The sequence below is a fragment of the Pseudomonas sp. GM78 genome (assembly GCF_000282475.1).
Lineage (GTDB): Bacteria > Pseudomonadota > Gammaproteobacteria > Pseudomonadales > Pseudomonadaceae > Aquipseudomonas.
Genome location: NZ_AKJF01000042.1, coordinates 14,036 through 27,414 on the forward strand (window position 1 = coordinate 14,036; position 13,379 = coordinate 27,414).

12 protein-coding genes are annotated in these 13,379 nt (G+C 62.1%); 6 read left to right on the forward strand and 6 right to left on the reverse strand.

Annotated features, from left to right (window positions below):
• Positions 1–79 precede the first annotated feature (79 nt).
• Positions 80–982, forward strand: coding sequence for a LysR family transcriptional regulator (locus PMI35_RS27075; protein WP_008055754.1), 903 nt, complete (start codon positions 80–82; stop codon positions 980–982).
• 133 nt (positions 983–1,115) lie between these two features.
• Here PMI35_RS27075 and PMI35_RS27070 read toward each other — a convergent pair whose 3' ends face one another.
• Entirely contained in the window at positions 1,116–1,835 is a 720-nt protein-coding gene (locus tag PMI35_RS27070) for a cysteine hydrolase family protein (RefSeq protein WP_008055755.1), read from the reverse strand.
• A 155-nt stretch (positions 1,836–1,990) separates the two neighbouring features.
• Between PMI35_RS27070 and PMI35_RS27065 the strand changes: the two genes are divergently transcribed.
• Both PMI35_RS27065 and PMI35_RS27060 read left to right on the forward strand, forming a co-directional pair.
• A complete protein-coding gene (locus PMI35_RS27065) occupies positions 1,991–2,875 on the forward strand; it encodes an AraC family transcriptional regulator (protein WP_008055756.1) in 885 nt (294 codons plus the stop codon).
• A gap of 16 nt (positions 2,876–2,891) precedes the next feature.
• A complete protein-coding gene (locus PMI35_RS27060; protein ID WP_008055757.1) occupies positions 2,892–3,209 on the forward strand; it encodes an NIPSNAP family protein in 318 nt (105 codons plus the stop codon).
• Position 3,210: 1 nt separating this feature from the next.
• Here PMI35_RS27060 and PMI35_RS27055 read toward each other — a convergent pair whose 3' ends face one another.
• The 5 genes from PMI35_RS27055 to speB all read right to left on the reverse strand — a co-directional run bounded on the left by PMI35_RS27055 (position 3,211) and on the right by speB (position 9,877).
• The gene (locus PMI35_RS27055) at positions 3,211–3,669 is read right to left on the reverse strand and encodes a GNAT family N-acetyltransferase (protein ID WP_008055758.1); all 459 of its coding nucleotides are present in this window, start codon (positions 3,667–3,669) and stop codon (positions 3,211–3,213) included.
• A 179-nt stretch (positions 3,670–3,848) separates the two neighbouring features.
• Positions 3,849–5,537, reverse strand: coding sequence for a choline dehydrogenase (gene betA, locus PMI35_RS27050; protein WP_008055759.1), 1,689 nt, complete (start codon positions 5,535–5,537; stop codon positions 3,849–3,851).
• Positions 5,534–7,114, reverse strand: a complete 1,581-nt coding sequence (locus tag PMI35_RS27045; RefSeq protein WP_008055760.1) for a purine-cytosine permease family protein — start codon at positions 7,112–7,114, stop codon at positions 5,534–5,536. Before PMI35_RS27045 ends, betA begins: the two co-directional genes overlap by 4 nt.
• Positions 7,115–7,311: 197 nt before the next feature.
• Positions 7,312–8,820: an aldehyde dehydrogenase family protein gene (locus PMI35_RS27040; protein WP_008055761.1), complete on the reverse strand. Its 1,509-nt coding sequence runs from the start codon at positions 8,818–8,820 to the stop codon at positions 7,312–7,314.
• Positions 8,821–8,875: 55 nt separating this feature from the next.
• Positions 8,876–9,877, reverse strand: coding sequence for an agmatinase (gene speB, locus PMI35_RS27035; protein WP_008055762.1), 1,002 nt, complete (start codon positions 9,875–9,877; stop codon positions 8,876–8,878).
• Between the two features lie 150 nt (positions 9,878–10,027).
• Here speB and PMI35_RS27030 point away from each other — a divergent pair, with 150 nt between their 5' ends.
• From PMI35_RS27030 to gcvH, 3 genes are all read left to right on the forward strand, one after another.
• A complete protein-coding gene (locus PMI35_RS27030; protein ID WP_008055764.1) occupies positions 10,028–10,942 on the forward strand; it encodes a LysR family transcriptional regulator in 915 nt (304 codons plus the stop codon).
• A 69-nt stretch (positions 10,943–11,011) separates the two neighbouring features.
• On the forward strand, positions 11,012–12,520 hold the full coding sequence (locus PMI35_RS27025) for a sigma-54-dependent transcriptional regulator (RefSeq protein ID WP_008055765.1): 1,509 nt from the start codon (positions 11,012–11,014) through the stop codon (positions 12,518–12,520).
• Between the two features lie 420 nt (positions 12,521–12,940).
• Positions 12,941–13,324: a glycine cleavage system protein GcvH gene (gene gcvH, locus PMI35_RS27020; RefSeq protein WP_008055767.1), complete on the forward strand. Its 384-nt coding sequence runs from the start codon at positions 12,941–12,943 to the stop codon at positions 13,322–13,324.
• Positions 13,325–13,379: the final 55 nt, after the last annotated feature.

Here is a 13,379-nt window from a genome sequence, read left to right on the forward strand (position 1 = left end):
AGTTGACGCCACTTTAAAACTGCCTTACTGATGTGATAATCCCAGCAATATTGCATGACTTTGTGAAAGGTATTCACATATGAAAGCGCCTTCGGCCGCTGACCTCTCGACCTTCCTGTGCGTGGCCACTCACCTGAATTTCAGCCGGGCAGCGGTCGAACTGGGGTTGACGCCATCTGCACTCAGCCATGCGGTGCGTACCCTGGAGAACCGGCTCGGGGTCCGGCTGTTCAATCGCACCACCCGCAGCGTCGGCCTGACCGAAGCCGGCGAGCGTCTCTTTGCGCGACTCAAACCGGCCTTTCGCGATATCGACGATGCCTTGGAAGACCTGAACCATTATCGCGACAAACCCTCGGGCAACCTGAGAATCACCGCGGGTCGCCAGGCCGCCGAACTGGTGTTGCTGCCGCTGGCCAGCAGGTTCCTTGAAGCCTACCCGGACGTGAAACTGGAGATCGTGACGGACGATGCGCTGGTCGATGTGGTGGCGCAGGGTTTTGACGCTGGCGTGCGCTTCGGCGTTCGGTTGCAGGCGGACATGGTCTCCCTGCCGATTGGCAGCTTCATGCGCTCGGTGGTCGTGGGCTCAGCGGAATTTTTCCGCAAACATCCCGCTCCGCAAAAACCCGAGGATTTGCATGGCCTGCCGTGCATCCGCCATCGTTTCCCCAGTGGTGCGTTGTATCGCTGGGAGTTCGAACGGGGTGGAATCGCCCAGGAAATCGAGATAGACGGCCCACTCACCCTGGGCGACGTCAGCCTGATGGTCGGCCCGGCGTTGCAAGGGGTGGGCCTGGCCTACATCTTCGAAGACATGGTCAAGGCGCAGATTGCCGACGACAGCCTGATCCAGGTGCTGGGCGACTGGTGTCCCTACTACCCCGGCCTGCATCTGTACTACCCAAGCCGACGGCATGTGCCGGCAACGCTCAAGGCTTTCATCGAGTTTGCCCGAGCGGCTCGGGAGGTAAACCTGTAGGAACCAGCGGTGCGGCGATCCGACTTGCCGGCGAAGGCGGACTTGAACATTGCGTTGGTCTCTCGGACGCCTTCGCCGGCAAGCCTGGCTCCTACAGTAGATCGGGTACAACCGCCCCCCACCACCAGGGCAATCAGGCCTTGAGATAGTCCAGGGTCTGCGCCGTGGTCCACAGCGCATTGGCGATGTAGCGGTAGTTGATCAGCGCAGCGAGGTAGCCATCACCCTCAGGCGTGCTCGGCCCAGCGGTGGCGTCGCGGACCACGGCCACTTCAAAGCCCTGCTCCAGCAACTCGCGCAGGTGCGACTCGACACACAGGTTCGCCGCCATGCCCGCCAGGATGACCTGCGAAACGCCATGCTTGCGCAGCTGCAACGCCAGGTCATTGGTTTCAGGGCCATACACCTTATGCGGCGAGGCGATGATGGTCTTGCCGTCGAGGATGTACGGCTTGAACTCGGGCATGAAGTCGGCCCCGGAGTTTTCGAAACCGTCGAGGGTAAGCGGCCCCTTGCGATCGAACATGCAGATGCTGTGCATGACCTTTTCCAGCGGCCCGCCGAAATGCCATTGGTGGTCGCACGGGTAGTAGTAATGCGGGGAAACGGCGACGGTGATGCCCGCGCCCTTGGCAGCGGCAAACAACTGCCCGAGGTGGTTGACCACGTCGTGCTCGACGACACTCTTGCCAAATACACTCCAGCTCACGCCCTCGGGGCTGAGGAAGTCGATCTGCGGGTCGATGACCACCAGTGCAGCACGGGACAAGTCGAGCTTCATGCCCGGGTCCGGCAGCGCTGGCTCTGCCGGGTCGGCGTACGGCGGGACGGTGCGACTCGAATCGTTGCTCATGACAAAAGACTCCGGTGGTGGACGAGAAAATCGCGTTGCGCCATGGCGCCAACAAGGGCTGTTGTCTACCATCGGCGGCGAGAACTTCATCCTACGGCCGCGCCCTGCCGCACTTTTGCCAGGACGTACAGCGTCTTTACCCGGGCGTCTCTAACATGGATATCCTTTCCGAATTCTTCGAGCGCACGCACCTGCAGGGCCGGCTGTTTTTTGCAGGCCCCATGGATGGCACCCTGGTGCTCGACAAGCCGCCGGGCATGGCGTTCATCCATGTGATCAGTCGCGGCGGCATCGACATGGTGCAGCCGGGGCTGCCGAAAATCGCGATCAGCGAACCCAGCGTGCTGTTTTGTCCCAGCAGTTGTCGCTACCAGTTGCGCTCAAGTTCGGTCGAGGGCGCCGAACTGATCTGCGCCTCGTTCCGGTTCGGACGCAATGCCCTGCAGCCCTTCCCGCTCGGGCTCAAGGAGACGCTGGTGTTTCCCTTCCGGGCGCTGGAAAACCTGGCACCGTTGATCGGCAACCTGGTCGGCGAATTCCACGGCCAGGCCCCCGGCCGGACCAAGGCGCTGAACCTGCTGCTCGAATACCTTTTTGTGCTGCTGGTGCGGCGTTCGGTCATGGAGGGCAAGATATCCAGCGGCTTGCTGTATGCGCTTCAGGACGGACGCCTCGGGGCGGTGTTCAACCGGATTCACCAGGAGCCCGAAGCGCTCTGGACCGTCGAGAAGCTGGCCCACCTTGCGAACATGTCCCGATCCAGTTTCTCGGCGTGTTTTACCCGGATCATGGACATTTCGCCGATGGGCTACGTCACCGCCTGGCGCATGAAACTGGCCCAGGACCTGTTGCGCGACGGGGTGCAGATCAAGGTGATTGCCGCGACGGTCGGCTACAGCTCGCAAGCCTCGTTTTCCCGCACCTTCCTCAATGTGGTGGGTTTGCCACCGGCCGAATGGCTCAAGCGCGATGGCTGTGAAACCGGCGAAGACGTGCCGCCGTTGACGGTGCGGGTCGTACAATCTGCTGAAAACTTTTAACCCGGAGAGAGAACCGATGATCACCTGCTACCTGAAATACGTTATCGACCCCTACCAGCTCGAGGCCTTCGAGCATTACGGCAAACTGTGGATTCCCCTGGTGGAAAAATTCGGCGGCCAGCATCACGGCTATTTCCTGCCCTCCGAAGGCGCCAACAACATCGCCATGGCGATGTTCACCTTTCCAAGCCTGGCGGCGTACGAAAGTTACCGCCAACAATCGATGAGCGACCCAGAGTGCATTGCCGCCTTCAAACTCGCCGAAGATAAAAAATTCATCCTCAGCTATGAGCGGAGCTTTCTGCGGCCGGTGTTCGGCGACCGGGATCGCTGATTCAGTCTTGGCGCAGGTCCAGGCAATAGGTGTAGTAACCCGGATCGCGCACATAGCCCAGTGACTCATACAGGCGCTGGGCACTGACGTTGTCGGTGGCGGTTTCCAGGGTCATGCCCTTGGCGCCCATCAACCGCGCAAAGTCGCGGGCGGTGTTCATCAGCAGCGTACCAACGCCTTGGCCCCGGGCGGCGGGCGTGGTGAACAGGTCGCCGAGCAACCAGGTGCGGTGCGCGTCGATGGAGGAAAAGGTCGGGAACATCTGCACGAAACCCAGCGCCTGGCCGTTGGCGTCCTCGGCGAAGAAGATCACCGACTCGTCGCGGGCAAGGCGTTCGGCGATGAAATTGCGGGACTGGGGCAGGTTCGACGGCTGGCCGTAGAAACCGCGATAGGCGTCGAATAACGGGGCGATGGTGTCGATGTGGGAAACGTCGGCGCGCAGGGCCAGGATAGCCATGAGGGTGCTCCATTACGGTCTCAAGGATTTACAGCCTAGCAACAGCAACGAAAAAAATCCTCACATCACCGCCCCCCCTGTGGGAGCGAGCCTGCTCGCGATAGCGGACTTTCAGTCAACATCACTGTTGAATCTGAAGGCCTCATCGCCAGCAGGCTGGCTCCCACATTGGATCGCGATCAGACCCGTACGTTACGCCCCGGTAACGTCGTGCGCTGGCTGTTTTCCCAGTTCTCCACCAACCCCACCGGCACATCCGACGCTGGCAACATCTGCACCCCGCGAACCAGGTCCGAAGCCCGCTCGGCGAGCATGATGGTCGGCGCATTGAGGTTGCCGTTCGGTTCGGTCGGGAACACCGAAGAGTCGATCACCCGCAGCCCCTGGATGCCGTGCACCCGCAGCTGGGAATCCACCACCGCCATGTCGTCCTCGCCCATGCGGCACGAGCCACAGGGGTGGTAAGTGCTTTCGAGGTTGTCTCGGACAAAGGCATCGAGGTCTTCATCGCTGGTCACCAGTGCGCCGGGGGCGATTTCGCCGTCGCGGAAACGGTCCATGGCCTTCTGGCCGATGATCTCCCGGGTCAGGCGGATGCAACGGCGGAAACCTTCGCGGTCCTCTTCGCGCTCCAGATAGTTGAAGCGAATCTCCGGGTGCTCGTACGGATCGGCCGAACGCACCCGCACATAGCCACGGCTTTTCGGTTTGTTCGGGCCCGTGAGCACCATGAAACCGTGGCCCTTGATCGGCTTGTTGCCGTCGTAACGCATCGCTGCCGGCAGGAAGTGGAACTGAATGTCCGGCCAGCGCAGGCCCTTCTCGGAGCGGATGAAACCACCGGCCTCGAAGTGGTTGGTGGCGCCCAGGCCGTCCTTGAACAGCAGCCAGCGCAAACCGATCATCAGTTTGCTCAGCGGGTCCATCTTGCTGTTGAGCGTCACCGGTTCCTTGCAGCCGAACTGAATGTACACCTCGGCGTGATCCTGCAGGTTCTCCCCTACCCCCGGCAGGTCATGGCGCACACCGATCCCGGCCTTGCGCAGGACCTCGGCCGGGCCGATGCCGGAGCGTTGCAGCAGGTGCGGCGAACCGATCGGCCCGGACGAGATGAGGACTTCGCGGTTGCAGTACACCTGGTGGGTCTGGCCACCGTGGTCATACATGACCCCGACCGCACGCTTGCCTTCGAGGATGACCTGCCGCGTCATCGCATGGGTGATCACCGTCAGGTTCGCACGGCCCATGGCCGGGCGCAGATAGGCGTTGGCCGTGGAGCAGCGCACGCCATTCTTAACGGTCATGTGCATCGCACCAAAACCTTCCTGCATGTAGCCGTTGCAGTCTTCGGTCTTGATGTAGCCCGCCTCCGCGCCAGCTTCGACCCAGGCCCCGTACAACGGGTTTTTCATGTGGTTGCCGTTGGTGGTGTGCAGCGGTCCGGTCTGCCCGCGATAGCTGTCGCCACCGGACTCGTAGCTTTCGGCACGCTTGAAGTACGGCAGGCAGTTCCTGTAACCCCAGCCCTGGGCGCCGAGGGATTCCCACTCGTCGAAATCCAGGGCGTGACCGCGGATGTACACCAGGCCATTGATCGACGACGAACCACCCAGCACCTTGCCCCGAGGGCAATGAATGCGCCGGCCGTTGAGGTAGGTTTCCGGCTCGGTTTCGTAGCGCCAGTTGTACTTCTTGGTGTTCATCGGGATCGAGAATGCACTGGGCATCTGGATCACCACGCTCTTGTCGCTGCCGCCGAATTCCAGGACCAGTACCGAGGTGGCCGGGTCTTCGCTCAGGCGGTTGGCCAACACACAACCTGCCGAGCCTGCGCCAATGATGATGTAGTCGTATTTTTGCGTGGTCATGATTGTCTCCCGACCGTCGATTGAGTGAATACCGGCCGTGGTTGCTGTTTATGGGTCAGCGTGTCGCCAGTGGTGTATTGCGGGGAGGTCTTCTCGATCTGCTGGATAACGGCTTCTTCACGCGCAAGGTCGATCGAGCGGCTCAGCCAGTAGTACGCCAGCCCCGAGACGATCAGCCCCACCAGCCAGGCGATGTCGATACTGCCCAGGGCCTTGGCCAGCGGGCCGACATACACTTCCCGTTGTTCGACGCCGTCGTAGATGTAGAAGAACGGAATCATCGAGATAAAGCCGATGGCGTAGGCGACGATGCCGCGCAGGCCCCAGCTGCCGTAGATGTTGCCGTGGGGCATGAAGAAGTGCGGGATGGCGTAGCGGCCCTTGCGCACGAAGAAGTAGTCCGTGAGGTTGACCGAGGTCCAGGGCACCAGGAAGTACAACATCACCACCAGGTAGATGCCGAGCACCGACAGGCCTTTGCCGGAACTCTGGATGCTCAGGGCCACGCCCAGTTGCAGCAGGATCACGAAGGCGATGGCGAGGATCCGCGCCTTGCGGGTCGGCTCGATGTGCTTGATCGAATCGACACAGGTCAGGGTCGTCAGCTTGGCGCTGTAGATGTTCATCGCGATCACCGGCAGGAAGGCCAGGATGGTCACGACCACGACCGCGGTGCCCATCAGCGGCGACACGGTGTTGCCGACTTGACCCAAGGCCACCAGCACATCGGTCGAATGCAGGTGATCGGCCAGCCAGCCACCGACGGAGATCATCCACGCACCGGACAACGAAGCCCCGAGAAACACCACGGCGATCAGCTTGCCGCTGGAGGTGTTCTTCGGCAGGTAGCGCGAGTAGTCCGACACGTACGGGGCATAGGCGATGTTGTAACTCGCCGCCGCCGCGAACTGCGCGATAAAACCGGTCCAGTTGAAACCCAGCGGCGCCGGGGCCGCTTCGCCTGGGGCCAGCGCGGGCAACACGGCATCCGGCACCCAGCCCATCAACACCGCCAGGGTCACCAGGCCGTACAGCGGCAGCGACAGGTACAACGCCCATTTGAAGCTGCGGTGCATCCAGTCATGGCCGAGGATCGCCAACACCGCCGCCGGGATGGTCACCGCCACCGCGATCACCGCGGGGTTGAAACCGAACAGCGTGTGCAGGCCCTGCATCATCAGCACCAGATTGACGATGTTGAACCCGGCGAACACGAACAGCGTCGCCAAAAGCACCAGGATCACGCCGCGGTAACCGAACTGCGCACGGGACTGGATCATCTGCGGCAAGCCGAGATGCGGACCTTGCGAACCGTGAAACGCCATGAAGAGCGTGCCGAACATGATGCCCAGGGTGCCGGCGAGTGTGGTCCAGAGCGCGGTCAGGCCGACGCTTGGGCCGACGAAGCCGATGGTCATGGTGAAGAAGGTGAAATTGCCTAGGAACCAGAACGGGCCCTGGCTCGACAGTTTGTCGGTGCGCTCGTTCTCGGGGATGAAGTCAATCGAATGCCCCTCGACGACGGACTTGTCATCGAGGGAAGAGACACTCGTGGCGGACTTGGCGTTAGTGTTCATGATGGACTCTTATTGTTGGAAGATCATGACGAGATAACCGCGTTCTTTTGGGTGAACGACATCCCTGTGGGATACCTGTGGGAGCGAGCCTGCTCGCGAAGGCGATGTGTCAGGCGACATTGATGCTGGATATGCCGGCCTCTTCGCGAGCAGGCTCGCTCCCACAGGATGTGTGTCGTTCAAGAGTCAGCCATGACTCACGGCAGCGTGATCCACACCGCCTTGGTTTCGAGCAGGTAATCGAGCTGCTCGGCGCCCAGGTCCTTGCCGAACCCGGACTGCTTGTAGCCACCGAACGGCATCGACGGGTCGAGGGTGCCGTGGGCGTTGACGTAGACCGAGCCGGCCTTGAGGCGGGGTATCAGGCTGTGCACCTTGCCCAGGTCGTTGGAATACAGGGCTGCCGCCAGGCCAAAGGGCGAGTCATTGGCCAGGGCCAGCGCCTCTTCCTCATCGTCGAAGGGTGCGGTGACCAGCACCGGGCCGAAGATCTCTTCCTGGACGATGCGCATGTCGTTGCGGCAGTTGGCGAAGATGGTCGGCTCGACGAAGAAGCCAGGGCCATCGACCGGTTGGCCGCCGTAGACCAGCTCGGCGCCTTCGGCCTTGCCGGTTTCGATGTACTCGGTCACGCGCTGCTTTTGCAGGGCCGAGACCAGTGGGCCGATGAAGCAGTCCGGGTCCAGACCCGGGGCCATTTTCAGGGTGCGTGTGTAGGCGATCAGCTCACGCAGGAATTCGTCGTAGACGCTGCTATGAATATAAGCCCGCGTGCCGGCATCGCATACCTGCCCGGAGTTGAAAAACACGCCATTGGCGACCGCTTGTGCCGCGGCCGGAATGTCGGCATCGGCCAACACGATGACCGGTGACTTTCCGCCGAGTTCGAGGGTCAGGCGCTTCATGTCGTCCAGCGCCGCGCGGCCAACGGTAAGGCCTACCGGGGTGGAACCGGTGAAGGTCAATTTGTCGATGCCGGGGTGGGTGGTCATGGCCGCGCCGACCACGCTGCCGCGCCCGGTGACGATGTTGATCACGCCGTCGGGAATGCCCGCTTCCTGCACCAGTTCAGCAAAACGCAGGGCCGACAGCGAGGTCAGCTCGGCAGGCTTGACCACCACGGTGCAACCGGTGGCCAGCGCCGCGCCGAGTTTCCAGGCCATGGTTTGCAGCGGGAAGTTCCACGGCACGATGGCGCCGACCACGCCCACCGCTTCCTTGCGGGTATAGGCCAGGTAATTGCCCGGCAGCGACGGCTCGACGGTGCGCCCGTGGAGCTTGGTGGCCCACCCAGCGAAATAGCGCAGGGTATCGACGGTGCCCTGGATATCGACGTCCTTGGCGAAGGCGACCGACTTGCCCATGTCGATCGATTCGATTTGCGCAAGTTCGGCGGCGTTCTGTTCGATCAAGTCCGCCAGGCGCTGGATCAGGCGTTCGCGTTGCGCCGGCTTGACCTGGCTCCATTCGCCACCGTCGAACTGGGCACGGGCGGCTTGCACGGCGCGGTCCAGATCAGCGGTGGTGCCCATGGGAATGCGGGTGATCAGGCCTTCGGTCGAGGGCTCGATGACTTCGGACATCTGGCCGTCGCTGGCGTCAACCCAGGCGCCGCCAATGAACATCTTTTGCGCTTTGCCGAGGAAGGTCTGGGTGGCTTCGCTGATGCCGAACTTCTGCAGGTAATTCTTGACGATCGTGTCCATTTTTATTCTCTCTGCCCGGCAGTCAGGCACTGCCGGGGCTTTGTGGTTTCGATGTTCAGGCTGGAGAGGTTTCGCTTTCAGCGGCCGCTCGGACCTTGCCCCGCTCGTGGAAGATGAAACCGATGCTGTTGAGCAGCAGCTGCGCGGCGAGGATCGAGGTCATGCCGGTCGGGTCGTACACCGGTGCAACCTCCACCAGGTCCATGCCGACGATGTTGCCTTTGCTGCGCTTGGCCAGGGCCTGGATGATTTCCAGCACTTCGTAGTAGAGGAACCCGCCGTGGCTCGGGGTGCCGGTGCCGGGGGCGATGGACGGGTCGAAACCGTCGATGTCGATGGTGATGTAGTAGTTGATGTTCTGCGGGATCAGCGCCAGTACACCTTCGACGCCGAGGCGCCGTACATCGCGCACCGAGAGAATCTTCGAGCCGGCTTCGTGGGCCGCTTCGTAGTCGTCGCGGTTGGACGACGAGACGTTGCGGATGCCCATCTGGGTCATGCCGACGATGTGGTTCATTTCCGAGGCGCGGCGCAGCGGGTTGCCGTGGCCGTAACGCACGCCGTGGCGCTCGTCGACGAAGTCCAGGTGCGCATCGAAGTGGATGATGTGGATCGGGCCGCGCCCTTCGAAGGCCTTGATCACCGGCGCGTGCACCGAGTGATCGCCGCCCAGCACCACCGGCATCACACCGGCATCGAGGATCTTGCGCACGGCGTATTCGGTGTTCTTGTTGCTGGTGGCCATGTCGGTGTGGACGATGTCGGCATCACCGACGTCGACCATGCGCACGTCCGACGCCGTCAGGTACATCACGTCGTCCTCGTGGTCATAGGCGCCGGCGTGGCCGAAGGAAAACAGCGTCGATGCTTCACGAATCCCGCGGGGTCCGAAGCGTGCCCCGGAGCGCCACTGGGTGCCCATGTCATTGGGTACACCAAGCACCGCGACGTCGGCATCCAGCGCGTCCCAATCGGTGCACACCGGGGATTTGCCAAAGGTGCAATGACCCACGAATGGCAGGTTCAGGCGACCGGATTCATAACCGTTGTTCGACATTTCTAGCCTCTCCACTTCTTGTTATCGGCTTGACGGACTGCAAGGCGACCGCCGTTGGAAAGACTATGAGCGCAGGTTTTCGTGGAAAAAATGCTAAACATCAGATACTCATATCGGCATTCCCGATGCATCCCATGCCGGAGGTTCCCGATGATCCAGCTGCACGATGTCGACCTGAAACTGCTCAGGGTATTTGCCACGATTGTCCGCTGCGGCGGCTTCTCGGCCGCCCAGGCGGCGTTGAACGCCGGGCAGTCGACCATCAGCGAACAGATGACCCACCTGGAAACCCGCCTTGGGGTCAAACTCTGCCAGCGCGGGCGCAGCGGTTTTCGCCTGACCGAGCAAGGCGTGGCGATTCACGAAGCCACCCAGCGCCTGCTGTCGGCGGTGGAAAATTTCTGCATGGACGCCGACGTGCTCAAGCAGCACATCAGCGGCAAGCTCAACCTGGGGATCATCGACACCACCATCACCGACCCCGATTCGCCGATCCCGCGCACCACCCAGCGCTTCGTCTCGCGCGGGCATGACGTGCACCTGAACGTGTACGTCGGTACCCCGGCAGAACTCGAAGAGCGGGTGCTCGACGGTCGCTTGCACCTGGCCATCGGGCACTTCCCGATCCATGTCCCGGGCTTGCTGCAAGCGCCGCTGTACCAGGAAGCGCTGGGCCTGTATTGCGGGCGTCGACATCCGCTGTACGGGAGCAAGGCCGAAGGTGCCGAGCTGCTTGAAGAAATCGCCGCGGGCCGCATCGTCGTGCGCGGCTACATGCAGCAATACGACCTGGAACACTTGGGCGTGAACAAGGCGGCGGCCACCGTGGACAACATCGAGGCCTCGGCGATCCTGATCATCTCCGGCGCCTACATGGGCTTTCTGCCCGAGCACTTCGCCGCCCAGTGGCTAAAGTCAGGCGAGATGCATCAACTGGGTCCGGCGAGCCTGCGGCTGAAGTCGCCGTTCGACGTGATCACCCGGCGCGGCGTGGCACCGCCGCCGATCCTCCAGGCGTTCCTCGAGGACCTGGCCGCCAGCGCGCGCAAAACCGCCAGCGGATGAGGTGACGCTCGCCAAATTAGAATTCGTCCCGGCATACTGATTTCCGTTCGCCCATCTTGCAGGCCCGTCATGCGCATCCACGTCACCTTCATCGACCGCGTCGGCATCACCCAGGAAGTACTCGCCCTGCTCGGCGGGCGCAGCTTCAATCTGGACGCCGTGGAGATGGTGCCACCGAACGTCTACATCGACGCCCCGACCCTCGGCACCGAAGTGCTGGAAGAGTTGCGCGAGGCACTGTTCGGCGTGCGCGGCGTGCAGGCGGTGACCATGGTCGACATCCTTCCCGGGCAACGTCGGCGCCTGCAACTGGATGCCTTGCTCGCCGCCAGTTCCGACCCGGTGCTGGCGGTCGATGATCGTGGGCACGTGCTGCTGGCCAACCCGGCATTGATCGCCCTGTGCGGTCGCGAGCCGGCCGGTGAATCGCTGGGCACGCTGTTCGACGACGCCGATTTGCAACGCACCTTGATCGCCCACCATTTCCGCCTGCCCATGCACGAGGTCAGCCTCGGCGGCCACACCTTGCTGCTCGATGCCATGCCGATCACCGACGCCGGCGCCCTGCTCACCCTCTATCAACCGAACCGCATCGGCGAACGCCTGTCGGCGCTGCACCATGACCACGCTGAAGGTTTCGATGCGCTGCTCGGCGAGTCGCCGCCGATCCGCTCGCTCAAGGCCCGCGCGCAACGGGTGGCGGCCCTCGACGCACCGCTGTTGATCCAGGGTGAAACCGGCACCGGCAAGGAACTGGTGGCCCGCGCCTGTCACGCGATCAGCGGTCGCCGTGAAAAGCCATTCCTGGCGCTCAATTGCGCGGCGCTGCCCGAGAGCCTGGCCGAAAGCGAGCTATTCGGCTATGCCCCCGGCGCGTTCACCGGGGCGCAACGGGGCGGCAAGCTCGGGCTGCTGGAACTGGCTGACCAGGGCACGGTGTTTCTCGATGAAGTCGGCGAGATGTCGCCGTACCTGCAAGCCAAGCTGCTGCGCTTTTTGAGTGATGGCTGCTTCCGTCGGGTCGGCGGCGATCGCGAGGTCAAGGTCAATGTGCGGATCCTCAGCGCGACCCACCGCGACCTGGAAAAAATGGTCGGCGAAGGGCACTTTCGCGAAGACCTGTTCTACCGCCTCAATGTGCTCAACCTGCAAGTGCCACCGCTGCGCGAACGTGGCCACGATATCCTGTTGATGGCCCAGCACTTCATGCAGCAGGCCTGCGCGCAGATCCAGCGCCCGGTCTGTCGCCTGGCGCCCAGCACCTTTCCCGCCCTGCTCGGCAACCGCTGGCCGGGCAACGTGCGGCAACTGCAAAACGTAATCTTCCGCGCTGCGGCGATCTGCGAAAACCCGCTGGTGGACATCGACGACCTCGACATCGCCAGAACGGCTGTGGAGCGCCAGAACGATGGCGAGGTGGGCAGCCTGGAGGAGGCTGTCGAAGGGTTTGAAAAGAATCTGCTGGAGCAGCTTTATCGCAGCTACCCGTCCAGCCGCCTGCTGGCGGCACGTTTGCAAACGTCACATAGTGCGATTGCCATTCGGCTGCGCAAATACGGGATTCCCAATAAATCCTGATCGCCGATTTCAGAAACACTTGCAGTCCCTGTGGGAGCGGGCTTGCCCGCGATGGGGCCGTGTCAGTCACCATTTTCTTATCTGATACACCGCAATCGCGGGCAAGCCCGCTCCCACAGGGGTTGAGTACCACTTGGTACCGTGTGTAAATCGATACAGCGTATCGAAATCAAGACAAAACCCTCTCAACCTGCCTACACCGGGCTTCGGCCCCTTCCCTTCCCGTGCCTGTCTTGATTTCAATACGGCAACCGCGCATCAAACTGCCTAATAAATCACTAAACCATTGATTTAAAACAACTAATTAACCTTGGCACCACCCTTGCTATCTCTCCTCCAGCCAAGCTCGCTACCCACACTCGAGCCTGCCCATCGCCTCCGCCACCTGCAGCGGATGAGTCTGAACAATGAGGAGTTGATATGAGCGAATTGCGTTTTACCGTCGAACACGAATGGCTGCGTACCGAAGCTGATGGCACGGTCACCGTTGGCATCACAGCGTTTGCCCAACAGGCATTGGGGGATGTGGTGTTCGTTCAGGTGCCTGAACTGGGCAGCTTCGACGCCGGTACCGAAGTGTCGGTCGTGGAGTCGGTGAAAGCTGCCAGCAGCATCGGCATGCCGCTGGACGGTGAGGTGCTGCACGTGAACTCGGAACTGGACAGCAACCCGGAACTGGTCAACGAAGATCCGCTGGGCGAAGGCTGGTTCTTCCGTTTCCAGCCCGCTGATGCTGCCGCGGTCGGCCAACTGCTGGATCAGGCCGCCTACGACCGCCTGATCCAAGACCAGACCGACGCCTGAGGACTGCCCATGACTGCCCTCCTCGACACCCGTAACGAATTCATCGCCCGCCACA

Excerpts from the sequence above, each read along its gene's own strand:
- PMI35_RS27045 (WP_008055760.1), bottom strand. The coding sequence starts at position 7,114 with ATGAACACTAACGCCAAGTCCGCCACGAGTGTCTCTTCCCTCGATGAC.
- PMI35_RS27040 (WP_008055761.1), bottom strand. The coding sequence starts at position 8,820 with ATGGACACGATCGTCAAGAATTACCTGCAGAAGTTCGGCATCAGCGAA.
- PMI35_RS27060 (WP_008055757.1), top strand. The coding sequence starts at position 2,892 with ATGATCACCTGCTACCTGAAATACGTTATCGACCCCTACCAGCTCGAG.
- betA (WP_008055759.1), bottom strand. The coding sequence starts at position 5,537 with ATGACCACGCAAAAATACGACTACATCATCATTGGCGCAGGCTCGGCA.
- gcvH (WP_008055767.1), top strand. The coding sequence starts at position 12,941 with ATGAGCGAATTGCGTTTTACCGTCGAACACGAATGGCTGCGTACCGAA.
- PMI35_RS27070 (WP_008055755.1), bottom strand. The coding sequence starts at position 1,835 with ATGAGCAACGATTCGAGTCGCACCGTCCCGCCGTACGCCGACCCGGCA.
- PMI35_RS27065 (WP_008055756.1), top strand. The coding sequence starts at position 1,991 with ATGGATATCCTTTCCGAATTCTTCGAGCGCACGCACCTGCAGGGCCGG.
- PMI35_RS27075 (WP_008055754.1), top strand. The coding sequence starts at position 80 with ATGAAAGCGCCTTCGGCCGCTGACCTCTCGACCTTCCTGTGCGTGGCC.
- PMI35_RS27055 (WP_008055758.1), bottom strand. The coding sequence starts at position 3,669 with ATGGCTATCCTGGCCCTGCGCGCCGACGTTTCCCACATCGACACCATC.
- PMI35_RS27030 (WP_008055764.1), top strand. The coding sequence starts at position 10,028 with ATGATCCAGCTGCACGATGTCGACCTGAAACTGCTCAGGGTATTTGCC.
- PMI35_RS27025 (WP_008055765.1), top strand. The coding sequence starts at position 11,012 with ATGCGCATCCACGTCACCTTCATCGACCGCGTCGGCATCACCCAGGAA.
- speB (WP_008055762.1), bottom strand. The coding sequence starts at position 9,877 with ATGTCGAACAACGGTTATGAATCCGGTCGCCTGAACCTGCCATTCGTG.